Genomic DNA, 24,678 nt, shown 5'->3' with positions numbered 1-24,678 from the left:
CGCATCACACGTACGTGTAGAACGGGGTGTGGTCCAACATGCTCTGCGGGGTCGTGTTGGTCCAGGGCGGCATGGTCTCGTTCAGATCGATCACATCGACCGTGCCACCGGCGGGGAGGTACTCGGCGCTGCTCGGGTGGAGCGCGTGCCAGTCGGCCCAGAGCTTGTCGACGAACGAGTGGTGCAGCCAGAACACCGGGTCGTTCGGGGAAACGCTCGACTCCATCTGACCCCAGACCCAGGTGTGCACCCGGTTGTGCATGCTCATGTAACCCGCCGAGCCTTCGAGCGTGGAACGGAAGCCGGACGAACCGTCACGCCAGGGCGGGGAGTCATAGGTGGGAATCGCGAGGGCTGCATCGACCTCGGCCCTGGTCGGCAGCGTGGGGACGCGGTAGGCGAGGTTGCGCGCGAGGAACGGCCGGCTGTCGACCTGGATGGTGATGGGCCAGTTGCCCGCCGAGTAGGCGAAGGGGCCGTCCATCACCTGGTCGTCCAGGGGGCGTCCGGTGCCGCCGAGGAAGTTCGGCGCCCAGAGCGAGGATCCGACGGTGTTGTCGGCCGTCCAGTCCCAGTAGGGGATCGACACCGACGCATCGATCTTCTGGAGCTCGTCCTCGAAGTCGATCAGGAACTTGCGGTGCCAGGGCAGGAACGACGGGCCGAAGTGCCCCACGTAGACCCCGGTGTTCATGTCCAGGGCGAAACGAAGACGGTGGGCGGCGACGAACTCGTCATACACACCGATGCGTTTGACCTCCAGCACGGCGTCGACGAACGCCTGCTTCTCGGCGGCCGTCAGGTTCGCTTGGTTCTTGCGTACGGTCATGGCAGCTGCTTCCGGCTCAGGCGGTGGGGTCGAAGGGGACGACGGCGGCGCCCTTGAGGGTGGTGACCGCGGTGCGAGCGGCGTCGCGCGGTGATGCGAACCTCTCGTAGTGGTTGATCGCGCTGCTCCAACCGCTCTTTCCGTGCTGCATCACATGGAGTTCACGACCGTCGACCAGGACGCGGAAGCCCGTGCTGTGACCGGCGTGGGCGGCATGGGCGTGATCGGGCAGTCCCTGGATGTGACGGCCTTGGAACACCTCGTCGAAGGGCGCGGGCCCCTTGACGCCTGCGGGCGCGGCGGCCCGGTCCTTCTCCGGTGCGGAGTTCGCCGAAGCGGTCGCCACACCGACGAGCGCCATGCCCGCGGCTGCGCCGGTGACGGCCCCGAGGGCCTGGCGACGGGTGAGTCTGGACATAGTGAGTAACCCCCAGGAGCACGAGTGAGGCGGCCCCGGGTCGTTGTGGGGCCGCCGCGACATGCCTACATCGGGAGCAGTGATTCGCAGAAGTAGATGAGTTTTGGTTGGCTGTCATATGGACACGTCTTCGCAGGTCATGCGGGCGTCCTGGACTTCGGTCCCACTTCTGGCGACGCCGTGAAGATCGCGAAAGCGTAGATTCCGCTGGCAGCACGACCTGTGGGTGAAGATCCTTCGGGGCCTCTCAGCCCATTCCGTGGTGGGGCCACGAATTGAGCATGGCCGGAAATCGGACCACCTCGTGCCCGGTACACGCGCTGCACGGGATGCGGTCCGGCCCGCTGGCAAGGGCTCGTTCCGTGCCCACCGAGGGGGCCGGTCGACGAAGGAGACCCGGACCAATGACTCCCTGACTCCCTGACTCCCCGATACCCGGACGTTCGAGGACGGTTCGCCGGTGGTGCGGCGAACCGTCCGATGTGGGTGCGGAGCGTCAGACGGTCCTGCCGTCGCTGACGCGGAACCGGGAGCCCAACAGGTTGCAGTCGGAGTGCCTGCCGGTGTCGCCGTCGTAGAGACAGGTCGAGGCCCAGACACGAGCAGCGGGCGCGGAGCTCCCCCTTCGCCGTCAGCCGCTGTCCGTGAGCCTGTCGACCGCGCGGGCGGCGACGGCCGAGGCATGGCGGGCTGCCTTGGCCTCCTTCTCCGCTTCCCGAAGGCGTTTCGCGGTCTCGTCCACCGTGGACCTCATTCCATTGCGGTCCGCCCTGGCCTGACGCAACCGCATGGTGAGGTCCGTGACCAGTTCTTCTGCGTCGGCGAGCAGGGCGGTGGCCCGGTCGTGCTCCTGCTCGACCGAGTGGAGGGAGTCCTCCCGGTGGCCGGCCTCCGCGACGGCAGCGCGGGCGGCTTCCCTCGCGACCTCCAGCCGGGTCGCCCGCCGTGATTCCTTCGCCCCCTTCGTACGGCCTGCGGCAGTTGTCGCGGATGAACTCCTCGAACCGCTCGTGGTCCTGTCGGCGGTGGTGTCCCGGACCTCAGCCGACCGCGGCGGCAGTGCCTCGGGCTCCAGCCCGCCGAAACCGACGGATGCGTCAGCCGCCTTCACCAGGCGACCCGCTGCCCAGACCTCGGCTGTCTCGGGATCGGAGAGCACGGCACGCAGGGTACGTTCCACCTCCTGGTGCACGGACTGCGTGAGCGGTTGACCCGCCTCCTCCGCCAGAGCAACCGCCTGCCGGGCGAGCGTGGTGATGACCCGGTGCTGCTGATGGCTCAACTCGCGCAGTCGAGCCGGATCCAGGGTGAGGTGCGCCTCCCGCAGGCCCTGCCCGAGCCGGAGGAACCGTTCGGTCTCGTCCGGGTCATGGCGGGCGAGGAGGTTCGCCGCCCAGGCAGCCCGTGTCGGCCTCCGCAGTTCGGTGATCCGTCCGGCCGTCTGCTTCTCGCCCGCGCGGCGCGCCCGGGCGGCGTACGCATCGCGGGCGGCGATGAACTCCGACGGATTCAACCCGTACAGCTCGGTAGCAATCTCCTCCACATCCACCCCACTAGCCTCCACCCGCCCACCCCGTACAGCCCTCTGGAACACGCGCACCCGTGGCAGCCTGCGCACCTGGTACGCCCTGACGCGTGGATCCGGCTGCGGAGCGTGGCGGTCCGCCCGGTGGGGCGCTCTGCCGGGTGGTCCGGATCGTCGCAGCAGCCGGGCTGGTCAGGGAACTTCGCACGGTCGGTGGGCGTTGTCAGGAAGACGCGCGGAACCACGCGGACGAGTCAATAGGTAGCCGAGGTGGCACGGATGGCGATGTGGGACCGGATCAAGGACCAGGCCAAGGGCCTGCAGCAGGCGCAGGGGGCGCGGAGCTCCGGCGGCCACGGACGGCCGGGTTCGGGGGCCGGCGGGGGATCGAAGGCTCAGCTCGTGGGTCTGCTGAAGTCCCAGCTCGGCTCCCTCAAGACCGAGCTCAAGAGCGGCTCGTACCGCGACGCGAGCATGGCCATGTGCGCTCTGGTCGCGGCTGCCGACGGGTCGGTTGACCCGGCCGAGCGGCAGCACGTGGAGTCGCTGATCCTGCAGAACGACGTTCTGCAGAACTTCCCGCCGGAACAGCTGCGTCAGCTGTTCAACAAGCACGTCGACCAGTTGGCGTACAACTTCCTCCAGGGCAAGACCCAGGTCATGCAGGAGATCGCCAAGGCGGCGAAGAAGCCTGTGGAGGCGCGGGCGGTCGTGCAGACCGGCTTCGTGGTCGCAGGGGCCGACGGGTACATCGCTCCGGCTGAGGCGCAGGTCCTGCGGGAAGCGTGCGCTGCGCTCGGGGTGTCCCCCCAGGAGTTCGGTCTCTGATCAAGCCCTGGCATCGTTGCCCAGGGCTGTGTAGCGAGGCACTCCGGGCCCGGTCTCCAGCGGGATTCGCCGCTGGAGACCGGCCTGTTGACTGCCCAGAGCTGCCCCCGATCGACCGGTACGCAACTGGCCGGTAATGTCGCGATCGGGGCGTTCCTATATCGACGAGCAGCCCTCATCGAGGACGGCCGGGGCCCTCCTCCGACACGCAGCGTTCCGGTCGGAACCGCCTACCGTCCGGTGTCGGCCTGACCGCCCGACCTCACTTCAGGTGCCGGTCGAAGAACCGGTTCCCGTCCTCCACCTCGAACCACGGGGTGCCGGTGTGTCCGCCCGTATTGGCGTGCAACGTCTTCTCTTGGGTGCCGAAGGCGTCGAACAGGTCCAGGGCGCGTTGCCGTGGGTTCCCTTCGTCGTCCCACTGGAGCAGGAACAGCAGCGGGATGGTGATCTGTCGGGCCTCCTCGCGCTGGGCGCGGGGCACGTACCCCCCGGCGAAGAAGCCGACGGCCGAGATGCGCGGCTCGATCGCCGCCAATCGGATGCCCACGGCGGTCCACCCCGAGTACCCGACCGGGCCGCTGATCTCGGGCAGGGTCAGGAGAGCGTCCAAGGTGGTCCGCCACTCCGGGACCGCCCTTTCGACCAGCGAGCCGACCAGGGACTCAAGGATCTCGTCGATCGGCTCACCGGCCCCCAGCGCCCGGCCGAGATCGGCGCGGGCCTGTTCGTCGGCGGTGGAACGGGGACGGTCACCGCACCCGGGGGCGTCGATCGAGGCCACCGCATAGCCGTACGCCACGGAGCGCCGGGCCCGGGCCACCAATCGCGGTTCCCCCTTGGGCAGGCCGTTGTTGTGGGCCATCAGGACCAGCGGAGCCGGTGCGGGGGATGGGGGCGTCCACAGGGTGCCGGGGATCTCGCCGAGGGTGAATTCGCGTTCGATGACACCGTCGTCGAAGCGTCGTTCGGAAGTGAACTGCACGGTCGTGCCTTTCGGGAGGGCTCGGAAACGGTGCTCCCGGACGATCTACCGCCCGACCGTGACCCCGGAGGGGAGCACCCATGTCGATACTGCTTTCACGGGTACCACCTCCTCGTCATCTCGCACGGCCTCCGGGAAGGTAGCAGTGGCCGCCCCGGTCCGCCAACGGGTTTTGCGGCGGCGCCAAGCGTCAGCACCTCGTTCGCCCGGGCGTGCTTCAGGGGAGGCGGGCCAGTACATGGGTGTCGAGGAAGCCACGCTCGGAGGCCGGGTCATGGAGCAGCCGAGCGACGGTGGTGAGGCCGGCCCCCGTCAGCAACTCGGTGAACCGGTCCACCGGCCAGCTGTAGGCGGGCGTCACCTTGTGATCGAAGCGGATCGGCTCCGGTCCCTCGGTCCCGAAGAACGAGGCCAGGAGCACGCCCCCCGGTGCCAGGACACGTACCTGCTCGTCGAGGAGCGCGGGCAGGTCCTCGGGCGGGGTGTGGATCATCGAGTAGTGGGCCAGCACTCCGCCGAGCGCCCTGTCCTCGATCGGCAGGGCCTCCATGCGTGCCTCGTCGAACCGTAGCGCCGGGTGGGCCCGTCGGGCGTGGTCGACCATGGCAGGGGAGAGGTCGAGCCCGAAGGCGTCCAGCCCCAGTTCGTGCAGCATGGCCGTGAGGTGTCCGGGCCCGCACCCGACATCGGCCGTCCGTAGGTTCCCCGCGCCGCGCACCAGCTCGGCGAAGGTGCTGATCATGGCCCGCGTGAGCGGCTGGGTCTCCAGCCGATTGGCGAACAGCGACGCATAGAGCTCGACGACCCCGTCATAGGCCGCGCTGATCTCTTGGTGTTTTGCCACGGAGAGAAGCTAACACCCGCTCCATGGGCAGCCGTTGTCCGGACCGTACCGAAGTCAAACCCGCATCCCGGGCCCGCCCATCTCCACCGTGTGCCCCGGTCCCCCAGGGGGCTGCGTTCACCACGAAACCGGGCTGACGTTCGCGACATAAGGTGTTGCCCATGACGGAAGGCAGTGGCGAGCTGGAGAGCCTGGTACGCAAACGGATCCGCGCACTGCGCGTCGCGCAGGGCTGGTCCCTGGCCGACCTGGCAGCTCGCGCGAACATCAGCCAGTCCACCCTCAGCCGCATCGAGAACGGCCAGCGCAGGCTGGCCCTGGACCAACTCGTGACCCTCGCCCGAGCCCTGGACACATCCCTCGATCAGCTCGTCGAGACGGCCACCGACGACATCATCAGCAATCCGATGATCGACGCGACCCATGGCCTCATGCGCTGGCCCATCAAAGCGGAACCCGGGATGAGCGTCGTCCGGCAGCGGATGACGAACCCGCCGCCCGACAGTCCCGCCCGTCTGCGGGCCCACCCCGGCCGTGAGTGGCTCGTCGTCCTGTCCGGCACCGCCGTCCTCCTCCTGGGTGACCGGCGCATCCGCGTGGAAACCAATCAGGCAGCGGAGTTCCCCACGATGCTGCCGCACGCCATCGGTGCCGAGGGCGGACCCTGCGAGATCCTGGGCATCTTCGACCGCGACGCCCGCCGGGGCCACCAACGCGGTGAGGACGACTGAGCCGGCCGGCCCCTGCCGAGCCGCTGCACGTCCCACCCGGTCAAGAACCCGGCGGCTCGACTCCGCACACACTTCGCAAGGCGGCGGACGTACCCGCCGGCCTCCCTCGGGCAGCGACTTGCGCATCCGGCATCCCACCAGGGCATCGTCTTGCGCAAACCGGGAACCGTGCTGCCAAAACGGCATGACCCTTCTAGCGTGGCGGTCATGACTCATGCATCCCGGCACACGGCCCACGGCGGCGGACACAGCGCTCCCCATCACACCCCCGACGCCCATGACCAGGCGGAGATGCTCGACCTGGACGCCGAGGTGCTCGCCCAGCACACCGACTCCATCACCGCATGGCTGCCCGTGAAGAGCGAGCCGCGCCACATCGTGGACCTGGGATGCGGAACCGGAGCCGGCACCTTCGCCCTCCTCGCTCGTTTCCCCGAAGCGGAGGTGACCGCAGTCGACGTGTCGCCCGGTCATCTGCACCGCCTACGGGAAAAGGCTGAGGCGCTCGGTGTGACCGGCCGGGTGCGCACGGTGTTGGCCGATCTCGATGCCGACTGGCCCGTGCTCGGCCGGCCCGATCTGGTCTGGGGATCCGCATCGCTCCACCACATGGCCGACCCCGACCGCGCCCTGAGCCGGGTCTACGACCTGCTCTCTCCTGGCGGACTGTTCGCCGTCGTCGAACTGGCGGGCTTCCCGCGCTTCCTGCCCGACAACGCTCCCGAGGAGCGTCCCGGACTCGAAGATCGCTGTCATGCCGCCCTCGCGCACCACCACACCGAGCACCTGCCCCATCGCGGTGCCGACTGGGGCCCCAAGTTGACTGCGGCCGGATTCACGGTGGAGGGCGAGCGCTCGATCACCGTGAACATCGACGGTTCCCAGACCGAGTCGGTCGGCCAGTACGCACTGAGCAGCCTGAAACGCCTGCGCAGCGGCGTCGCCGACACCCTCGCCGCCAACGACCTCAGCGCCCTCGACCAGCTGCTCGACACGAACAGCCCGCGGAGCATCCTGCGTCGCAGCGACCTAGCCGTCCGTACGGAACGCACCGTATGGGCCGCTCGCCGCGCCCCGACGAAGTAGGGAGCGGTGTGGCCGGCTGCGGCCTCGCCACCGGTGACGTGGCTGCCAAGCCGGCCCGCCCGGAGCACCCCGACCCGTGCAGGGCTTCGGCCCAGCCGAACCGATGATGTCGCAGTTCCGCCGACACCCCGTGCCGTGCCCGGCCACACCCGTGCCACCGCCCTAGATTCCCCAGGGTGAACGCGCTCAGCTTCTCCGCCGCCCTGATCACTTTCGTATCCGTCGTCGGTCCACCGAAGGTCCTGCTCTCCTTCGCCCATCTGGCGCAGACGCACCCCACCCACCAACTCCGCACCATCGCCTTCCTCGCGTGCGGCGCCGCGATCCTCATCGGCCTGGCAACCAGCTTCACGGCGCCCTGGCTCCTCGACCTGTTCCACATCAGCACCCCCGCACTCCTCCTGGCAGGGGGCATCATCTTCTTCCTCTACGCCGTCGGTCTCGTTCTGGGGCTGCGAACCGGAGCGGACACACCGCACGAGGACAGACCCGACACCACCGGCGCGATGCGGGAACTCCTCGTACCCTTCGTCGTCAGCCCCCTGGCCATCACCGCACTGCTCATCGAGGCCACAGCACGCTCCACCTGGAGTTGGCGCTCCACCGTCGCCGGCGCGTACATCGCCGTGATCGTGCTGGACCTCGTCTGCATCCTGCTCCTGGAACGCGTGCTCCGCGCCACCCACCACGCCACCGTCGAACTGCTCGGACGTCTGTTGGGACTCCTCCTCGCAGCCGTCAGCATCGACCTCGTCCTCGACGCCCTGGAAGCACTCGGCGTCGGCCCGCTCGACGACCGCTGAAGGCAGAGCGCGGTCAACGCCCCCGCACCCGAGGGCTCCTCACCCGGTGACCCAGTACCGTGCCGCCGACGTGTGACGGCAGGGGAACCCATGCTCCCGCGCACCCTCGGCATGGCACCCTGGAAGAACGGGCAGGGTGACGGGCGGTCAGCCATGGGGCCGCCCCGTAACAGTGACGACCGAGGGCGGCCCATGACCGAGAGCACCGCGAGCAGCACACCGGCCGGAACCACCGACGACCTCCCCGGTCGGGAGCTCGCCCACCCCGGATTCGCCGCGTGCCGTTCGGCCGCGCGTCGCGTGCGGACGACCCCGCGGGGACGACGGGCGGTCGGTGCCCTGAGACCCCGGGGCGTTGCTTGGGTGATCCGCGACCGGGCCCCCTTGGCCCTGTTGCTGTACACGGCGGGCCGCGAGGGTCGGTTGGTGTGGCAGGGGCCCGGCGGATTCGCCCTGTTGGAGCCCCCGACCGCGCGCACCGAGATATGGCGTGGACCCCGCTTCGGAGGACCGTGGTCGGGACTGCTGCGCTGGTTGGACACGAGATGGAGCGTCGTCGTCTTCGGTTTGCCTCCCTCGCTGGCACTGCTGTTAGCCATCCTCCTGCTGCCATTTCCGGCGCTCCACGCCCTCGTCCTCGTGATCGTGCTGATCGCCTTGGTGTACACCGTCGGTGTGCTGCTGGTACTGGTCGTCTGGCAGGTCTTCTTCGGTCGCACCCGGAGCATCGGGGAGCGCGCCGACTCGGCTGACCTCGCCGAACTGTGGTCCGTTCGGCTCTTCCACCAGGAACAGCCGCACCGCGCCGAGGAGTTGGCCAAGGAAACCCGCGTCCGACTGCAACGCCTCATCACCGCCGGCGTGCGGCAACCGGTTGCGGACCGCGGTGCGCAAGTGGGTTCCGTCAGGCTCGCCACCACGCTCGCGGTGTCCCGCGCCGCAGTGACCGACGCCGAAACGTTGGCGTGGTGGGAGCGGACCGGCCGGGTGGTTCCCGGGCCCGACGGCGGCCACGTCCTGTGGAGCTTGGGCGGCGAGCGTCCCGAGGACCTGCCGCGATTCCCCGAGCGCCCCGTGCCGTTCGTACGCTTCTCCCTCGTCTCGGTCATCGGGGTGGTGCTCCTCCTCGCACACCTCCTGATGGGAGCGGAACGCGATGAGTGCGCTCCCGACGACTGCGCAGGGGCGGCCGATTCCTACGGGCGGGCGCTGATGTGGACCGCGTACCAACTGGTGTGGCGCACCGCACCGGGGGTCGAACCGGTCAGCGACGCAGCCCTCGTCCTCGGGTGGACGACCTCGGCACTGCTCCCCACGGTGGCGCTGGTCGTGCTCGCCGCCTTCGGCTTCCACACACGCGCCCTTGCGCAACAACGACGGCATCGGACCGAGGGACAGAGGCAGATCATGGGAACGAGCCGGGTCCTCGTGGTGACGGTCGCGAAGGTGGAGAGCGACGCGATGCTCGACGCCGTCGAGAGCCACATCGGCAGGGAGATCGAACCGGACTTCACCGCCTCGATCCCCGTCTTCGACGCCGGCCTGGTGGGTGGCAGTCGCCTCTTCATCGTCCAGGCGGCCCAAGGGAGCACCAACGCCGCAGGCGTGCCCGCGGTGGTGGGAGACGCCATCCGGCACCTCGCACCGCACTACGCCGTGATCGCCGGCATCTGCTACGGCCTGCGGCCCGGTCCCCAACTGCCGGGTGACGTACTGGTCTCCGAGAAGATCCACGACCTCGACCACGGAAAGCTCGTCGAGACGGACGGCGGGGTCCACGAACGCCTCCGCGGAGAACACGTGGTCACCTCACCGATGCTCCTCTCCGCCGTGCGTGCGGTCCAGCGCGGCTGGAGCAGAAGGTCGGGGGTGCGGGTGGCGACGGGCCTCATGCTCTCCTGGGGCAAGCTCCTGGATTCTCCCCAGATGGTGAAGGAACTCGTCGCGCGGCACCCCGATGCCATCGGAGGGGACATGGAAGGAGCCGCCTTCTACGCCGCCGCCCGCTCGGCCGGAGTCGAGAGCATCCTCATCAAGAGCATCTGCGACTGGGGTGCGAACAAAACGGATGAACACCAGGAGTCAGCGGCACGCAACGCCGCCGATCTGGTCCTTCACCTCATCCTGTCCGGGGCCCTCGCTCGGACCCCGGCCGAACGCCGTGGCGGGTGAACGGACCGTACGTCCCGATCGGGCGCACCCGACACACCGACACACCGGCACACCGTCAGCTTGTTCCGCGCCGCAGATCCGCATAGATCACCAACTGGGCAGCGAGCGTGACCACCGCAGCGGTCTCGACCACCGCCACGCCGACCAGCGGCACCGTGAACGGTCCCTGGACCACGTACAGGACGAGTGCGGCCAATGGGCAGACACAGAAGGTGGTCAGATCCACGCCCAGTTGGAGGCGCTTGCGCGTCCCCCGCCGCTGGTCGTCGCGGTGAGCCCACTCCCAGCCGAAGACGGCCGTGTGCTGCCCGGCCGGCTCGTTCGCCTGGGCTATGGCCAGGAGACGAGGGGAGAGTTCGGTACGGACATAGCGTCCAATGGCCGAAATCTTCTCGTCATTGACCAGGTAGGTCCACCCCAACAGAACGGAGACGGGTGGCAGGAGCAGCAGGAGCGCGGTCCGTCCGTTCGTCTGGAGGAGAGCGGCGACGACCGCGGCCACCGAGGCGAGCGTGGCGTACAGCAGGTTGTCCCGGAAGCCGATCCTGGCCTGCTGCTCCGCCTTGATCCGCTCGTACTCCGCCATCAGCAGTCCGCCCACCGTGACACCGTCTTGGGCATTGGCCGTCATGGTCCCCCCTCGGTCTTCTTCCATCCCCGGAGTGCATTCTTGGCTCCCGATGCCGGGTGGAAACGTGCACCGCACCGCATCCGACGCCGCGGGCTGAACCGCCAGGCAGGACGGGGGAGCACCTCGGGTCGGCTTCCCGCGCACACAGTTCGCGAGGAGCCGACCCGAGGTGGTCCGTCACTGTCCCTTTCGACTCGAAGAACGCCTGGCGCGCTGGGGGAAGGCACCCCGCCGCAATCCCGCCCGCCGACGACGGGTGCACTGACGCGCCCGAGTCGGTCAGAGGTCGTCGGCGATGAGAATCCGGGCCGCGGCTGCCGTACCGAGCAGCCCGATTCCGGTGATCACGAAGATGCCACCCGTCCCGATGCTCCCCGTGAACGCGCTCAGCACGACAGGGATCACCGATTGGCCGACGCGGTTGCCGCTCAGACGCAGGGCGAGCCACGTCGACGTCGTACCGGCAGGTGCAGCCGCCGTCACGATCGACATCGAGAGCGGTTGTCCGATGCCGAGGGCGAATCCGGCCACGGCGAGGAGGACCCCCGCGACCACGATCGGCACCGGAGCCGCGAGGGCAGCAACGGCAGCTCCCGCCACGAGGGTGGAGCCGTACGCGAGCCTGGTGCGCCCGACCCGGGTGGCCAGCCGTGCGAGCCCCAGCCGCGATGCCATCGTCGCCGCCGCACGCACGGCGAGCAGTACGCCGATGGTCGCCGACGGGATCTCACGTTCCACCCCGAGTGCGGGGAGGTAGACCTGGATGAGGTCGACCGCCGCGAGCACGAGCATGCTGAGCAACATCGCACCCGTCATGGTGCGACGGGTGGTCTTCGGAACGTGGAGCGCGGACCGCAGGGAGTGTTCATGGCCCAGGTGCCGGTCCGCCTGCCGGGTCGACGGCAGCAGACCGGTCACACAGAGGAGGATCGCGCAGGTGGATGTGTAGATGGCGAAGAGGAGACCGGTGTCGGGGAGCACTGCGCTCCCTCCGACAGCCGCGAGAACCAGCGGGGCCGCCGCCTGCCCGAGGGAGCCCACGAACGTGTACGTGCCGAAGGCTGAGTCCAGCTTTTCCCGCCCGAGCTGGGCCACGAGTGTTTGCTGGCCCACGATCGCGAGGAGGTGCCCGAGACCGATGACGGCGTTCCATATCAGCAGACTCGTCAGATTGTCCGACCAGAAGTGGACTCCCAGCCCTGCTCCCGTCATCAGCACACCGCCGATGACGAGGCTCAGTTTGACGTGACCGCGGTCGTTCCAGCGCCCGATGGACACCGCCACGACGAGCGGTATGAGGGCGAAGCTCGCCGCGATGAGACCCACCAACTGCGGGTTGACGCCCAGTTCGATCGCACGGTAAGCGGATGTCGGCCGAACGATGTACGCAGCCAGCTGGAGCAGGAACGCATGGCACAGCAGGGCGGCAGGGGCTCTCAACGGTCCGAGGACTCCCGGACGTCGGGAACCTCATCGTCGTGGGCGGCTTCAACGGCAACGGCAGTGACGTTTTTCCTCGGCCTGCGGAGGAGGAAGCCCCCGACCAGCACGGCGGCCAGCGTGAGGTACACGACGATCGTGAACGGCGTCGACACGAGGGTCGAGATGTCACCGCCTGCGATGTCGAGTGCCCGGCGAAGCTGGACCTCCGCAAGGGGGCCGAGGATCGCACCGACGATCATCGGCGAGACGGGGAAGCCGAACCGGCGCATCAGATAGCCGGCGAGACCGAAGAAGAGGAGCACTCCCACGTCGAACGCACTGCCGTTCACGGCGTACGTGCCCAGCAGGGCGAAGACCATGATGCCGGCGAACAGGTAGGGCTTGGGGATCTTGAGGATCTTCACCCAGAGCCCGATGAGCGGCAGGTTCAGCCCGAGCAGGATGACGTTCGCGATGAGCAGGCTGGCGATGAGACCCCAGACCAGCGCCGACTGGGTGTCCAGGAGCTGGGGACCGGGCTGGATGCCGTACTGCTGGAAGGCGACGAGGATGACGGCCGCCGTTGCGGACGTCGGGATGCCGAGGGTCAGCAGGGGGACGAGGGTACCGGCGGCGTTGGCGTTGTTCGCGGCCTCAGGTCCGGCCACCCCTTCGATCGCGCCCTGTCCGAACTCCTTCGGACGCTTCGACAGCTTGCGTTCGAGGGTGTACGAGAGGAAGGTCGGGATCTCGGAGCCTCCTGCGGGGATGACCCCGAGCGGGAAACCGATGGACGTTCCGCGCAACCAGGGCCGCCAGGCGCGGCGCCAGTCGTCCCGGGACATCCAGTGCTTGCCCTTCTTGACCTGCATGATGTCGAAGCGGCTGGACACCTGGTGTGCCGCCACGTACAGCACCTCGCCCAGGGCGAAGAGCGCGACGATGAGCACGACCGTGTCGATGCCGTCGAGCAGGGAGACCTGTTCGAAGGTGAGGCGCTGCTGACCGCTCTGGAAGTCGAGTCCGACGAGCCCGACGGTCAGGCCGAGCGCCATGGAGATGAGTCCGCGCAGCGGTGAGCTGCCGACGAGCGCGCTGACCGTGAGGAAGGCGACCACCATGAGCGCGAAGTAGTCCTGGGCGCCCAGTTTGATCGCCACCTCGACCATCCACGGCGCGAAGAACGCGAGCAGGAGGGTGGCGATGGTGCCCGCGATGAACGACCCGATGGCGGCGGTGGCCAGGGCGGCGGCACCGCGACCCTTGCGGGCCATCTTGTTGCCGTCGATCGCGGTGATGACCGAACCGGACTCGCCGGGGGTCTTGAGCAGGATCGCCGTGGTCGATCCGCCGTACATGGCGCCGTAGTAGATGCCGGCGAACATGATGAACGCGCTCGCGGGCTCAAGCCCGTAGGTCATCGGCAGGAGCAGGGCGATGGTGAGCGCCGGGCCGATGCCCGGCAGGACGCCGATCAGCGTTCCGACGATGGTGCCGATCAGCGCGAAGAGCAGGTTCTCGGGGGTGACGGCGAGCGACAGCCCGTGCAGAAGTCCTTCCCAGCCCGACATCAGAGGACCCCTTCCAGAACACCTGCGGCCAGCGAGATGCCGAGGGCACGCGTGAAGACGAGATACACCACGACGGACAGCACGACCGCGATGCCCGCCGACTTGAGGTGGTTGCGGGCCCCCAGGGCCCAGGCCGTGAGCCAGAACGCCAGCGCGGAGACGATGATGTAGCCGAGCGTGTCGACGCCGGCTATGAAGATCAACACGGCGCCCACACAGACGGCGAGGGGAACCCACCTGGTGTTGCGGACGTCGACGTCGCCTTCGGCCGCATCCGCCTCACCGCGCTTGCCCCGCGCCACCTGGACGCCGAGCGCCACGGAGAGCGCGATGAGCAGTGTGCCGACCACTTTGGGCATGAAGCCGGCCCCGACCCCCGACGCGGACGTCGAGGTCGCCTGCCCGAGGCCGTCGAGCAACGTGACAACCCCGATGGTGAGGAGCCCGGCTGTCACGGCCCACTCGCCCAGTGCCACACCTCGGTGGTCGTGGGGCTGGGCCGAGGAGGGCTCGGGCGTTGTCGGTGGGGTGCTCATGGGTGTGCCTTTCTCACGCCGGGGTGGTGGGTGCCCGCGCCAGGCGGGCACCCACAACGAGAATCAGTTCACTTCTTGGACAGGCCGAGGTCGTCGAGAACGCCCTTCACACGGGTGTTCTCCTCCTTCAGCCAGGTCGCGAACTCGTCGCCGGCGATGAAGTTGTCGTTCCAGGCGTTCTTCGTGAGGGTGTCCTTCCAGCCCTGCGAGGCGTGCATCTGCTTCAGCGCCTCGATGTGCTGGGTCTTGAGCGCGTCACTCACACCGCTCGGGGCCATCATCGAGCGCCAGTTCTGGAACTCCAGGCTCTTGTCGACGTCGGCAGCGGTCTGCGCGAACTCGACCCCCTCGACCTGCTGGGCGGACGAGATGAGGAGACCGCTCATCTTGCCCTCCTTGATCTGGGCGGAGAACTCACTCAGACCCGAGACACCGGCCTGGACCTTGCCGCCGAGGATCGCCGTGGTCGCCTCGCCGCCGCCGCTGTAGGGCACGTAGTTCACGTCGGCAGGCTTGACGCCGTAGTGCTTGGCGAGCAGGCCGATGAAGATGTGGTCGGCGCTTCCGGCAGAGCCGCCGGCGATGGAGACCGCCTTGGGGTTCTTCTTGATCGCCGCGAAGAGGTCATCGACCGTCTTGTAGGGCGAGCCCTTGGGCGTGACGATCACCTCGTACTCGCCCATGAGACGGGCGAGGGGGGTGAGGTCGTCGAGCGTGACGTTGGTGCCGTTGCTGATGACACCGCTCATCATGGCCAGTCCGGAGGCGATCCAGAGGTCTTCCTTGCCCTTCTGCGGCGCGACCTGCGCAAGGGCGACGGTGCCTGAGGCGCCGGGGACGTTCTTGACTTCCGGCGACTTCGCAAGCTTTGCGGCTCTCAGTGAGTCCTGGACCGCGCGGGCGGCCTGGTCCCATCCACTGCCGGGAGCCGCCGGCGCGATTATCTCAAGCCGGTTGAGGGCCTGAGGCTTCTTGCCGGCCTGGGTCTTGGTGCCCGACGAGCTGTCGTTGCTGCCACATGCGGTGAGGGCAAGGACAGCGACCGTCGCGACAGCGGCGATACGGGTGATCTTCATGGAGACATCCTTGTCTCTGTGACGGGAGCGTCTGGAGAAACGGAATGTATACAGACTGAGGGGTGCCCACAAGAGTTTGCCGGCACTTTGTGCTCGCCTCGTGACCCACAATCAACTCGTGTATACACTCCGATTATGTTGACCACTTCCTCCACTGCCGCAGGACGTGCTTATACTCAGCTGCGCTCGGAGATCCTCGACGGCGATCTACCACCGGGCGCCCCCCTCTTAGAGGTGGAACAGTCCGCGCGCCTCGGGGTCTCGCGCACACCGGTTCGGGAAGCCCTGCGCCGCCTGGCCGCCGAGAGTCTCGTGGAGCCGTCGGGAAAGCGGGGCCTCGTCGTCACGCAGGTCGCCGAACACGACGTGCGAAGCCTCTTCGAACTACGTGCTTGCCTTGAGGCCCAAGCCGCCCAACTCGCCGCCGTGCGCGGCAAACCCGCACTCTTCGCAGCCTTCGAGTTCCAGTTCACGCAGTGGCACGACCACTTCCGGGGACCCGCGGTCGCCGACGAGCAGGTGAGGGACTACTTCGCGCTCATCGGTCGCTTCGACGAGTCCATCGCCAAGGCGACGGAGAACTCCTTCCTCGTCGACGCGATCGAGGGACTGAGGACCCACATCGCTCGCGTACGCCGTATGGCCGGCCACTCCCAGGCCAGGCTCGAAGCGTCCGCCTCGGAACACTCGCTCATCGCGCGGGCCATCTCCCGGGGCGACGCTGCGTTGGCACTCCACGCCACACACATTCACCTGCACAACAGCTTTGAACACTTCCGCCAGTCCTGGCGTCCCGCAGAAGGGGACGCCGTCGAAGGACACAGCCCGACCAGAGCAACGGAGACACCCGATGGCGAACCATCTCGTTCGATCCCACCGCAGTGAGGAGAACCTTCCCCGCGAGGAGCAGCTGGCCTGGAAGATGGCGCAGACGGCGACAGATCCCGTCGAGGTCACCGACTCCGTCGTCGAGATGATCGTCAACCGCGTCATCGACAACGCCGCAGTCGCCGCCGCGTCCATAGGCCGCTCGGCACCCTCGTCAGCCCGTGCACAGGCGTTGTCACACTCCCCGAGCCGCAGTGGCGGCGGTTCGACGGTGTTCGGGTTGGGTCCGGACGAGCGCACGAGCCCCGAGTGGGCGGCGTACGCCAACGGAGTCGCCGTTCGCGAGCTCGACTACCACGACACCTTCCTCGCCGCGGACTACTCCCACCCCGGTGACAACATCCCGCCGATCCTCGCCGTCGCACAACACGTGGGCAAGGACGGGCACGCACTCGTACGCGGCATCGCAACGGGCTACGAGCTGCAGATCGACCTCGTACGCGCCATCAGCCTGCACAAGCACAAGATCGACCACATCGCGCACCTCGGCCCGTCGGCCGCAGCAGGCATCGGAACCCTGCTCGACCTGCCCACCGACGTGATCTACCAGGCCATCGGCCAGGCCCTCCACACCACCACGACGACCCGGCAGTCGCGCAAGGGCGAGATCTCGTCCTGGAAGGCGTACGCACCCGGGTTCGCCGGCAAGCTCGCAGTCGAGGCCGTGGACCGGGCGATGCGCGGCGAGACGAGCCCCGCCCCGATCTACGAGGGCGAGGACGGGGTCATCGCCTGGCTCCTCGACGGTCCGGACGGGCGTTACGAGGTGCCGCTCCCCGGCGCGGGGGAGCCCAAGGAAGCGATCCTGCTCAGCTACACCAAGGAGCACTCGGCGGAGTACCAGGCGCAGGCGTGGATCGACCTGGCGCGCAAACTCCTCCGTGAGCACCCGGAGGTGGCGGACCCGGCCAAGGTCGAGAGCATCGTGGTCCACACGTCACACCACACGCACTACGTCATCGGCTCGGGTGCCAACGACCCGCAGAAGTACGACCCGAACGCCTCGCGCGAGACGCTCGACCACTCCCTTCCCTACATCCTCGCCGTCGCACTCCAGGACGGGAGTTGGCACCACGTCGACTCGTACGCCACCGAGCGGGCCACGCGCCCCGACACCGTTGCGTTGTGGCAGAAGATCACCACCGTCGAGGACCCGGTGTGGACGAAGCGGTACCACGCGGGCGGCGACAGCCAGTCCTACGGTGGTCGCATCGAGGTGAAGCTCGTCGGCGGTCGGACCGTCGAGGACGAGATCGCCGTCGCGGACGCCCACCCGGCCGGCGCCCGTCCCTTCGCCCGCGAGAACTACATCGAGAAGTTCCGCACGCTCGCGACCCCCGTACTGGGGGAGTCCGAGGTGAAGCGGTTCCTCGACCTGGCGCTGCGACTTCCGGAGCTCGGAGCGGACGAAGTGCGTGACCTGACCTTCGTCGCCCAGGCGGGACAGCTGCCGTCCGCAGGCCGACCCGGAATCTTCTGAGGAGCCGACGATGCTCTACTCGACCCGAACCGACGCGGAGAAGCGCCAGTCCTTCCGCGAGCGGTTGGCCTCCGGTGAACTGCTGCGACTGCCAGGGGCCTTCAACCCACTCTCAGCGCGACTCATCGAACGCCGGGGTTTCGACGGCGTCTATGTGTCGGGGGCGGTGCTGAGTGCGGATCTCGGCCTACCGGACATCGGGCTGACGACACTCACCGAGGTGGCCACTCGCACACGCCAGATCACACGCGTCACCGACCTTCCCACGCTCGCCGACGCCGACACGGGATTCGGTGAGCCGATGAACGTCGCGCGCACCGTTCAGGAGCTGGAGGACGCCGGTCTCGCGGGTCTGCACATCGAAGACCAGGTGAATCCGAAGCGTTGTGGGCACCTCGACGGCAAGCAGGTCGTCGACACCGGGACGGCGGAGCGACGGATCCGGGCAGCCGTCGATGCCCGGCGCGATCCCAACTTCCTCATCGTGGCGCGCACGGACGTGCGCGCTGTCGACGGACTGGAAGCGACGATCGAGCGGGCGCGGCGGCTGGTGGACGCAGGGGCGGACGCGATCTTCCCGGAGGCGCTCGGGACCTTGGACGAGTTCGCCCAGGTGCGCGCCGCCCTCGACGTACCCCTCCTCGCGAACATGACCGAGTTCGGCAAGAGCGAACTCTTCACCATCGACCAGTTGCGGGACGTCGGGCTCAACCTCGTGATCTGGCCCGTCTCACTGCTGCGGATGGCCATGGGCGCTGCGGACCGTGGCCTGAGCACACTGCTGGAGCAGGGTTCCCTGACGAACGAACTCGATGGGATGCAGCACCGTCGTGACCTGTACGACCTCGTGGACTACGAGAGCTACAACCGGTTCGACTCCGATGTCTTCAACTTCAAGCTGGAGGCGGATGGCCGTTGAGCTCGCCGCGACGGCTCCCCGGACGTGCTGATCCAACAGGATCCTTGACTCGGGGGAGTGGTCGCAGCGCTGGTCCGACGGGTCGCCACGGTGGGAACCGCGGCGGCGATCGGAACCGCGACGCTTTTGCTCGGCCGGCTCCGGAGTCTGTGTGCCCTCACGACCTCACCCACCGTGAGGGCTCGGGCGCACGTCCCCGGCAGCCGTCCCCACCGGGGCGGCTCGGCTCAGGACGCGTACCACCACGCCCAGGACCTGATCCATCGGGCAGGGACCGTAGCAGCGGGAGTCGTCGCTGTTCACACCGTCGCCGACTACCGCGAGATGGTCTGCCGGCACTGCTTCCGCGCCGAAGGGGTCACCCGCCAGCGCCACCGCCCGCTTGATGAACCACTGGGTGGCCGTCAAGTCCCCCGAGACCGGTGGCCTGTTGCGCCATGAGGTCATCGGATTGGGGCAGGCGACCACCACGATGTCATTGCGTCGCAGTCCGCGCCGACCGCGCCGGATCAGAACCCGGTCTCCGTCGGACAGGGTGGGCGACATGCTCTCCCCGCGCACGGTGACGGCCACATAGCGGTGCCGTACCCACCACGCGGCCAGGACGGCACCCGCGGACAGCAGTGCAGCGGGCAGCACGAGGGACCACGTCATGGGTTCCCACCGTCCACACCCACCGACGCCGACCGCTCCCGTGCTTCGGACCGCCGGTCGAAGCCCACATCGCGGGCTCGAAGCGGGCTGCCCGTACGGTTGCCGTACGGCTGGTACGGGCCGCTGACCTCGACCGGCGGCTCCTGCTGGCCCGCCGGGCCCCGACGGTACTGCTGCGCCGCCCCGTCCGCGGGGTCCCTCACACCGCCACCTCCTCATCCTTCTCTTCTTGTTCTTCTTCTGAGACTTCGACTGTGACTGAGACTTCGACTTCGCCGTCGGTGTACCCCGACGCCTGGAGTGCGAAGAGCCGTGCGTACTCACCGCGCAGGGCGACGAGTTCGGCGTGACTACCGCACTCGCTGATCCTGCCCTCCGCCAGGACCACAATGCGATCGGCACGACGCACGGTGCCCAGGCGGTGGGAGATCAGCAGGCTGGTCGTACCCGCGCGGTGGGCCCGTATCCGCTCGTGGAGACTGTGCTCCGCGGCGGCGTCGAGGCCCGCGGTGGGCTCGTCCAGGATGACGAGATCGCGATCCACGCGCAGCATCGCGCGGGCCAGCGCCAGGCGTTGCCACTGGCCACCGGACAGGGCCACCCCTGCGGACGGCTCGCCCGTCTCCTCGTTGTCAGCCTCGGGGAAGGTGCGCGACAACAGCGTGGCGTAGCCTCGTGGAAGTTCGCCGATGAATCCGTGGGCGTCGGCACGGCGGGCAGCGTCGGCGATCCGCTCGGGGTCGCCGAGATGGCGCAGATCCCCGATGCCGATGTTGTCCGTCGCCGATAGGTCATAGGCCACCCGGTCCTGGAACACCGCGCTGATCCGGTCGCGCAACTGCGTCGGATCCAGCTCCCGGATGTCCGTACCGTTCCAGCGCACGGTGCCCCGCGTCGGGTCGTACAGTCGACAGACCAGCTTGACCAGCGTGGACTTACCGGCACCGTTGAGGCCGACGAGAGCGACGGACTCGCCCCGCTCGATGGTCAGGCTCACTCCGCGCAGCACCCAGGGCCCGTCGTCCCGGTAGCGGAACCAGACGTCGTCGAACTCGATGCGGTCCGCGAGCGGTACCACGGGCACCGGATCGGGGCGCACCGGCAGATCGGCGGGGAGCCGGTTTACCTCCACGTAGTGACGGAACGTCAGCAAACCTTGATAGCCACCGGTGATGTGGCTGATCATCGCAGACAACGCCCCCTGCACACCGGCCGACGCAGTCAGGAACGCCGATACGTCACCGACGCCGAACCGCCCCGACAACGCGCCGTGGACCGTCCACGCCAGTCCGCCCGCAGCGATGAGCACACCGAGCAGCACGAGCGGCGACTGGGAAGAGAACACCCGACGCTCGTACTCCTCCTCCGCGGCGTTGATGTCCCTGGTCTCGGAGTCCATCCGCCCGAGCAGAAAGTCCCCGGCGCCGAACAACCGCACCTCCTTCACCGCGGAAACGTCCAACATCAGCCCCTGGTAGAAGAGCTGACGCCGGTTGCGGGGGCTGATGTTCCACGTCAGCGCTGCCTGTCGCCGGGTCAGTGAGATCTGGACCAGCAGTACGGGCACCGCCGCGGCGACGGTCACCAGCGTCAACCACAAAGAGATCGAGGACAGGATCACGACCATCCCCAGGATCGCGATGACCTGCTGGATGAGACCGGACATCGCGGTGGTGATCTCGGCGGGCGCGCTGATCGCCGAGTCCTGGGCCAGCCGCAGCCGATCCAGGAACTGCGGGTCCTCGAACCGCGACAGACCGATGAAGCGGTTCACCTTTCCGTACAGGCGCTGCTGCGCCAGATGGGCGATGCCGCGTTGGAGTCGGGCCCGGGTGTAGTCGGCTGCGAGCGGCAGGACGGCCATCAACGCGGTGACCACGCCGAGTCCCGTTGCGAGCGCCAGGGGGGAGGGGCCGGACGCGTCCCGACCGTACTGGAGTGCGTCGAAGAGCCACTTCGTCAGGAGGGTGAGAGCGGCGGGCAGCAACCCCTGTGCCACGGTCAGCACGAGGTGGCAGACGAAGGCGACCGGCCCGGCCCGCCAGGTCAACTCCAGTGCGGCGCCCGCACCGGTGATGAAGCCGCGCGGCCCGCCGAGCCGGTGCGCCCCCGGCTCCCCCCGGCCCGCGCTCACGCCGGCAGGCGGTCCAGCACCGGATTGGTGCCGGCGCTGGCGTGGGTGACCGTGCCGTCCGGGTCGACCATCACCGTGGTCGGCGTGGCCTTGATCGCGTACAGGGTGGAGAGCGGGCCTGCGGCTTCCTCCAGCACCACCTTTGCCACCCCATCCAACGGGGCGGTCATCTCCCGGGCCTTCGTCTCCTCCCCGGCGATCACCACCACCATCTGGGTGGCGTCCATGCCGGCCAGCCTGGCGGCCTCCGGCAGGTGCTCCACGGCCACCTCACAGACGGAACATTCAGTGGACAGGAACGTCAGAGACGCTTCCCGACCCCGGAGGGCTTCCGAGTCCACCAGTGTCCCGTCGGTGGCGACCGCGGTGAAGGCGGGCAGCGGCTCACCCACCGAAGGGCCGGATTCCGGAATCTCGACCCCGAACAGCTTCTTGCGCTCCTCCTCGTGGCGGCGCAGCCGCCTGATGACCGCGAGGACCAGCACCAGGTTCAGTGCGGTGACGGCTCCCACGAGCAGCAGTCCGATGGACACGTAGACCATGCCAATTCCCTTTCGTCCGGCGAGTCGGGTGGGTCAGGTGAGTCTGGTGGGTCGCATTGGGTCGGTGGGGTATGGGTGGTTCGGGGCATCGCGTGTGGGACGCGGGGTGCCTCCCCGGGTCACTGCGTCAGGTCACTGCGTCAGGACACGGTCAGCAGGTCGGCGATGTCGTCGAAGAAGGCGGCCACTGCGGTGATCACCGCTGCCGCGGTAGCGCAGAGGAGCACGGCCGGCAGTGCTGGTGAGGTCCACGAGGCGGCTCCGGCTCCCGCCAGTCCCACGGCCGCCAGACCCAGCAGCGGGGCGTTGCGCACGATGTGTCGCGGGCCCAGACGCGCAGTGGGTCGACCGAAGCAGGCGCACGACACCTCGGCACGGGAGACCGTGACCACGACGGCGACGACGGTGAACCCCGCGGTGAGCACGACCGCGGCCATGAACCCGGGCCGTACCGTCTGCGCCGGGCCGAGCAGCGCTACGGCGGTGACGGCCTCCGCAGCGATCAGGGCGACGGCCGATGGCCGGGCCAGACGCCGGGCACCGGGTCCGGCACGCCGTAGCAGGCCGTCCAACATCGCCCGGGTCTCCCCGAAGGACCGTGCCTTGGCGATCGCGGACACCAGGAGCACCCCGGCGAGCGCGAGCCGTGCCATGAGCACTGCGTATGTCATGCTCCCTCCTTCGCCGGCAACCGGGCCTGGAGCCGCGTTGCTGGATGAGTACGGCGACCGCTCCGGCCGCCGCGGACTGCCCTGCGACCGTGACGACGCCCGGCGACAGGTGCGAGCAGTTCGCCCGCCCTGCCGCCGGGCGCCGGCAACAGCCCGACGGCCCTGCTGAGTAGCGTTCGTGCCACCGGGCCCCGCGGATCGATGTACATCCCCACCTGTGGCGGACGGTGCCGGGGAGGGCCAACGTGCTGGACTCCCGGGCGGCCGTCAGGGGGACGACAGCGTTATCAGGGTCCCGGCGAGGAGAGCAGCGGACCTGGCCCGGTGACCCACCGGATGGCGACGCAACAGGCGCAGCACTGACCCTCCTCGTCAGGCGTGATCAGGGGACGGGAGGGCCGGTCAACACGTTAGGACGCCGCAGTTCTTCCAGGGACCGCAGGACACGGAGGGGCAGGCGCTACCGCCCACGACACAACACCGCTTCTGCAGTCGGGTGGCTACGCATGCGCCGGTCTGTACGTAGGCGGTGTGACAACTGCCGGACGAGCAGCTGCCGAGGCACGGATTGTTGGCAGCCCACGCTTCGGTCTCGGGGGCCAGTTTGCTCAGTAGGGTGTCGCCGAGTCGGGTCAGGAACGTCACGGGTTCGCCTCTCTCATCGGTCGGTGCACCGCGGTGGTTCCGAGGGCCTGAGAGAACTCCCCCTGCTCTCGGTACCGGGACGGCGCGTCCGTTCTGAACGCGTTTTGGAGTAGACCATTCACTCACGGTCACCACTAGAGGGCGTTCGGCATTGTGATCCAGGCCACATCAATTGACTGGCGTGTTGTCACGTTCCTTTTCTGAAACGCATGTTGTGCATCCAGCCGTCACTCTCCACGTTTCGGCAGGTCATTGCTTAGATGAAAGGTGCCGGGTGCGGTGGGTTCCTCATTGGATCCGGTCCGAGTCAGTGGCTGGATATCGATTGGATATCACGAGATATGCCGGAGGTGGCCGGGATGTTTAGCGCGGGAATCGTGTGGTCGACAGGGCCTCGTGGCTGACCGTGTGCAGATGCGGAAGGCCGGCGACGGCGAGGGTGGAAGACCCTTGTGGATTCTCCGCGGACGCACCATTTCCTTGGTGATCCGGCGGCGGGTCCGTCCTGCGAACGGTTCCGTTGAGTCGATGAACGGTGCGATGCGCGGTTGCCGGTGCGTCGGCCTCTCGGGCGGCCCCGACGGTGCAGCCGGCGTGTTGTGTTTTCAGGCATCAGGTAGGTGATGCATTGTGACCGAGTCGGGCTCGCCGGGGTACTCGACGGCGACTCGGTGACGAGGGGTGGGCAGCCGGGACATCCTTGGCCTAGAGTCGGTCCGTGAGCAGCCCCCATCGCGCCAGTCGGATGATCGCGGCATCCCCGACCACTGTGTACGACGCCCTCCTCGACCCGGCGTCCCTTGAGGCCTGGCTGCCGCCGGACGGCATGTGCGGTCGGATCGAGCGGTGGGACCCTCGCCCCGGTGGCGGATTCCGGATGGTTCTCACCTATCTCGACCACTCCGACAGTCCCGGCAAGACGTCAGAAGCGACGGATGTCGTCGAGGTCGGGTTCGTCGACCTGGTCCCGCTCAAGCGTGTGGTGCAGCGGGCGGTGTTCGAGGCCGACGATCCGTCGTTCGCGGGAACCATGACGATGGTCTGGGACCTTGCCACCACCGCTGACGGGACGGAGGTGACCGTCACCGCCACGGACGTGCCGCCCGGCATCGACCAGGCGGACCACGAGGCCGGCATCGCGTCTTCGCTCGCCAACCTGGCCTCGTACTCCGAAGCAACCGACTGACGTCGACCTGTCCGATGCCGACCGGACTGGCGGCAAGTGAGCAGACGCCGACCGGACTGACGACAAGTGTGCTGACGCCGACCGGACCGACGACAAGTGTGC

Annotated in this window: 24 protein-coding genes; 9 read left to right on the top strand and 15 right to left on the bottom strand. The window is 68.4% G+C overall.

The annotated features are described in order from the left end of the window. Positions 1-4 precede the first annotated feature (4 nt). The 3 genes from ABZ348_RS00740 to ABZ348_RS00730 form a co-directional block, all read right to left on the bottom strand. Positions 5-829 carry a tyrosinase family protein gene (locus ABZ348_RS00740; RefSeq protein ID WP_358927875.1) on the bottom strand — a complete coding sequence of 275 codons (825 nt, stop codon included), beginning with the start codon at positions 827-829 and terminating at the stop codon, positions 5-7. Between the two features lie 16 nt (positions 830-845). After that, positions 846-1,247, bottom strand: coding sequence for a tyrosinase cofactor (locus ABZ348_RS00735; RefSeq protein ID WP_358927873.1), 402 nt, complete (start codon positions 1,245-1,247; stop codon positions 846-848). 631 nt (positions 1,248-1,878) lie between these two features. Further along, positions 1,879-2,790 carry a hypothetical protein gene (locus tag ABZ348_RS00730; protein WP_358927871.1) on the bottom strand — a complete coding sequence of 304 codons (912 nt, stop codon included), beginning with the start codon at positions 2,788-2,790 and terminating at the stop codon, positions 1,879-1,881. 261 nt (positions 2,791-3,051) lie between these two features. On the opposite strand from ABZ348_RS00730, the gene ABZ348_RS00725 reads away from it, so the two are divergent. After that, positions 3,052-3,600 (top strand): tellurite resistance TerB family protein, encoded by a 549-nt coding sequence (locus ABZ348_RS00725; protein WP_358927869.1) that lies wholly within the window; start codon positions 3,052-3,054, stop codon positions 3,598-3,600. Between the two features lie 262 nt (positions 3,601-3,862). Here the strand turns inward: ABZ348_RS00725 and ABZ348_RS00720 are convergent, their stop codons facing one another. Next, entirely contained in the window at positions 3,863-4,585 is a 723-nt protein-coding gene (locus ABZ348_RS00720) for an alpha/beta hydrolase (RefSeq protein WP_358927867.1), read from the bottom strand. A gap of 217 nt (positions 4,586-4,802) precedes the next feature. Beyond that, positions 4,803-5,429 carry a class I SAM-dependent methyltransferase gene (locus ABZ348_RS00715; protein ID WP_358927865.1) on the bottom strand — a complete coding sequence of 209 codons (627 nt, stop codon included), beginning with the start codon at positions 5,427-5,429 and terminating at the stop codon, positions 4,803-4,805. Between the two features lie 161 nt (positions 5,430-5,590). Here ABZ348_RS00715 and ABZ348_RS00710 point away from each other — a divergent pair, with 161 nt between their 5' ends. From ABZ348_RS00710 to ABZ348_RS00695, 4 genes are all read left to right on the top strand, one after another. After that, positions 5,591-6,160 (top strand): XRE family transcriptional regulator, encoded by a 570-nt coding sequence (locus ABZ348_RS00710; protein ID WP_358927863.1) that lies wholly within the window; start codon positions 5,591-5,593, stop codon positions 6,158-6,160. Positions 6,161-6,367: 207 nt separating this feature from the next. Continuing rightward, a complete protein-coding gene (locus ABZ348_RS00705; protein WP_358927861.1) occupies positions 6,368-7,246 on the top strand; it encodes a class I SAM-dependent methyltransferase in 879 nt (292 codons plus the stop codon). Between the two features lie 176 nt (positions 7,247-7,422). Continuing rightward, positions 7,423-8,049: a MarC family protein gene (locus tag ABZ348_RS00700; protein ID WP_358927859.1), complete on the top strand. Its 627-nt coding sequence runs from the start codon at positions 7,423-7,425 to the stop codon at positions 8,047-8,049. A gap of 192 nt (positions 8,050-8,241) precedes the next feature. Continuing rightward, positions 8,242-10,221 (top strand): hypothetical protein, encoded by a 1,980-nt coding sequence (locus ABZ348_RS00695; protein ID WP_358927857.1) that lies wholly within the window; start codon positions 8,242-8,244, stop codon positions 10,219-10,221. A gap of 55 nt (positions 10,222-10,276) precedes the next feature. Here ABZ348_RS00695 and ABZ348_RS00690 read toward each other — a convergent pair whose 3' ends face one another. The 5 genes from ABZ348_RS00690 to ABZ348_RS00670 form a co-directional block, all read right to left on the bottom strand. After that, positions 10,277-10,852: a hypothetical protein gene (locus ABZ348_RS00690; protein WP_358927855.1), complete on the bottom strand. Its 576-nt coding sequence runs from the start codon at positions 10,850-10,852 to the stop codon at positions 10,277-10,279. Between the two features lie 279 nt (positions 10,853-11,131). Then, on the bottom strand, positions 11,132-12,292 hold the full coding sequence (locus ABZ348_RS00685) for an MFS transporter (protein WP_358927853.1): 1,161 nt from the start codon (positions 12,290-12,292) through the stop codon (positions 11,132-11,134). Then, positions 12,289-13,845 (bottom strand): tripartite tricarboxylate transporter permease, encoded by a 1,557-nt coding sequence (locus ABZ348_RS00680; protein ID WP_358927851.1) that lies wholly within the window; start codon positions 13,843-13,845, stop codon positions 12,289-12,291. Before ABZ348_RS00680 ends, ABZ348_RS00685 begins: the two co-directional genes overlap by 4 nt. Beyond that, entirely contained in the window at positions 13,845-14,381 is a 537-nt protein-coding gene (locus ABZ348_RS00675) for a tripartite tricarboxylate transporter TctB family protein (protein ID WP_358927849.1), read from the bottom strand. Before ABZ348_RS00675 ends, ABZ348_RS00680 begins: the two co-directional genes overlap by 1 nt. A gap of 68 nt (positions 14,382-14,449) precedes the next feature. After that, positions 14,450-15,457 carry a tripartite tricarboxylate transporter substrate-binding protein gene (locus ABZ348_RS00670; protein WP_358927847.1) on the bottom strand — a complete coding sequence of 336 codons (1,008 nt, stop codon included), beginning with the start codon at positions 15,455-15,457 and terminating at the stop codon, positions 14,450-14,452. 135 nt (positions 15,458-15,592) lie between these two features. Here ABZ348_RS00670 and ABZ348_RS00665 point away from each other — a divergent pair, with 135 nt between their 5' ends. The 3 genes from ABZ348_RS00665 to prpB are packed head-to-tail and all read left to right on the top strand — an operon-like array spanning position 15,593 to position 18,744. After that, a complete protein-coding gene (locus ABZ348_RS00665) occupies positions 15,593-16,342 on the top strand; it encodes a GntR family transcriptional regulator (RefSeq protein WP_358927845.1) in 750 nt (249 codons plus the stop codon). Further along, a complete protein-coding gene (locus ABZ348_RS00660) occupies positions 16,308-17,825 on the top strand; it encodes an MmgE/PrpD family protein (protein ID WP_358927843.1) in 1,518 nt (505 codons plus the stop codon). Before ABZ348_RS00665 ends, ABZ348_RS00660 begins: the two co-directional genes overlap by 35 nt. A 10-nt stretch (positions 17,826-17,835) precedes the next feature. Continuing rightward, positions 17,836-18,744, top strand: a complete 909-nt coding sequence (prpB, locus tag ABZ348_RS00655) for a methylisocitrate lyase (protein WP_358927842.1) — start codon at positions 17,836-17,838, stop codon at positions 18,742-18,744. 165 nt (positions 18,745-18,909) lie between these two features. Here the strand turns inward: prpB and ABZ348_RS00650 are convergent, their stop codons facing one another. From ABZ348_RS00650 to ABZ348_RS00630, 5 genes are all read right to left on the bottom strand, one after another. Next, a complete protein-coding gene (locus ABZ348_RS00650; protein ID WP_358927840.1) occupies positions 18,910-19,398 on the bottom strand; it encodes a S26 family signal peptidase in 489 nt (162 codons plus the stop codon). Next, positions 19,395-19,601, bottom strand: coding sequence for a hypothetical protein (locus ABZ348_RS00645; RefSeq protein ID WP_358927838.1), 207 nt, complete (start codon positions 19,599-19,601; stop codon positions 19,395-19,397). The genes ABZ348_RS00650 and ABZ348_RS00645 overlap by 4 nt, the downstream gene beginning before the upstream one ends. After that, positions 19,598-21,532, bottom strand: a complete 1,935-nt coding sequence (locus ABZ348_RS00640) for an ABC transporter ATP-binding protein (RefSeq protein ID WP_358927837.1) — start codon at positions 21,530-21,532, stop codon at positions 19,598-19,600. The genes ABZ348_RS00645 and ABZ348_RS00640 overlap by 4 nt, the downstream gene beginning before the upstream one ends. Further along, positions 21,529-22,074, bottom strand: a complete 546-nt coding sequence (locus tag ABZ348_RS00635; RefSeq protein WP_358927836.1) for a redoxin family protein — start codon at positions 22,072-22,074, stop codon at positions 21,529-21,531. The genes ABZ348_RS00640 and ABZ348_RS00635 overlap by 4 nt, the downstream gene beginning before the upstream one ends. Positions 22,075-22,214: 140 nt before the next feature. Then, positions 22,215-22,745: a MauE/DoxX family redox-associated membrane protein gene (locus ABZ348_RS00630; RefSeq protein WP_358927835.1), complete on the bottom strand. Its 531-nt coding sequence runs from the start codon at positions 22,743-22,745 to the stop codon at positions 22,215-22,217. Between the two features lie 1,363 nt (positions 22,746-24,108). Here ABZ348_RS00630 and ABZ348_RS00625 point away from each other — a divergent pair. Beyond that, entirely contained in the window at positions 24,109-24,576 is a 468-nt protein-coding gene (locus ABZ348_RS00625; protein WP_358927833.1) for an SRPBCC family protein, read from the top strand. Positions 24,577-24,678: the final 102 nt, after the last annotated feature.

The sequence above is a fragment of the Streptomyces sp. NPDC005963 genome, assembly GCF_040638655.1.
Lineage (GTDB): Bacteria > Actinomycetota > Actinomycetes > Streptomycetales > Streptomycetaceae > Streptomyces.
This window is presented reverse-complemented; position numbering and strand designations above follow the sequence as displayed.

Excerpts from the sequence above, each read along its gene's own strand:
- ABZ348_RS00740 (WP_358927875.1), bottom strand. The coding sequence starts at position 829 with ATGACCGTACGCAAGAACCAAGCGAACCTGACGGCCGCCGAGAAGCAG.
- ABZ348_RS00735 (WP_358927873.1), bottom strand. The coding sequence starts at position 1,247 with ATGTCCAGACTCACCCGTCGCCAGGCCCTCGGGGCCGTCACCGGCGCA.
- ABZ348_RS00725 (WP_358927869.1), top strand. The coding sequence starts at position 3,052 with ATGGCGATGTGGGACCGGATCAAGGACCAGGCCAAGGGCCTGCAGCAG.
- ABZ348_RS00710 (WP_358927863.1), top strand. The coding sequence starts at position 5,591 with ATGACGGAAGGCAGTGGCGAGCTGGAGAGCCTGGTACGCAAACGGATC.
- ABZ348_RS00705 (WP_358927861.1), top strand. The coding sequence starts at position 6,368 with ATGACTCATGCATCCCGGCACACGGCCCACGGCGGCGGACACAGCGCT.
- ABZ348_RS00695 (WP_358927857.1), top strand. The coding sequence starts at position 8,242 with ATGACCGAGAGCACCGCGAGCAGCACACCGGCCGGAACCACCGACGAC.
- ABZ348_RS00690 (WP_358927855.1), bottom strand. The coding sequence starts at position 10,852 with ATGACGGCCAATGCCCAAGACGGTGTCACGGTGGGCGGACTGCTGATG.
- ABZ348_RS00680 (WP_358927851.1), bottom strand. The coding sequence starts at position 13,845 with ATGTCGGGCTGGGAAGGACTTCTGCACGGGCTGTCGCTCGCCGTCACC.
- ABZ348_RS00675 (WP_358927849.1), bottom strand. The coding sequence starts at position 14,381 with ATGAGCACCCCACCGACAACGCCCGAGCCCTCCTCGGCCCAGCCCCAC.
- ABZ348_RS00670 (WP_358927847.1), bottom strand. The coding sequence starts at position 15,457 with ATGAAGATCACCCGTATCGCCGCTGTCGCGACGGTCGCTGTCCTTGCC.
- ABZ348_RS00665 (WP_358927845.1), top strand. The coding sequence starts at position 15,593 with ATGTTGACCACTTCCTCCACTGCCGCAGGACGTGCTTATACTCAGCTG.
- ABZ348_RS00660 (WP_358927843.1), top strand. The coding sequence starts at position 16,308 with ATGGCGAACCATCTCGTTCGATCCCACCGCAGTGAGGAGAACCTTCCC.
- prpB (WP_358927842.1), top strand. The coding sequence starts at position 17,836 with ATGCTCTACTCGACCCGAACCGACGCGGAGAAGCGCCAGTCCTTCCGC.
- ABZ348_RS00650 (WP_358927840.1), bottom strand. The coding sequence starts at position 19,398 with ATGACGTGGTCCCTCGTGCTGCCCGCTGCACTGCTGTCCGCGGGTGCC.
- ABZ348_RS00635 (WP_358927836.1), bottom strand. The coding sequence starts at position 22,074 with ATGGTCTACGTGTCCATCGGACTGCTGCTCGTGGGAGCCGTCACCGCA.
- ABZ348_RS00630 (WP_358927835.1), bottom strand. The coding sequence starts at position 22,745 with ATGACATACGCAGTGCTCATGGCACGGCTCGCGCTCGCCGGGGTGCTC.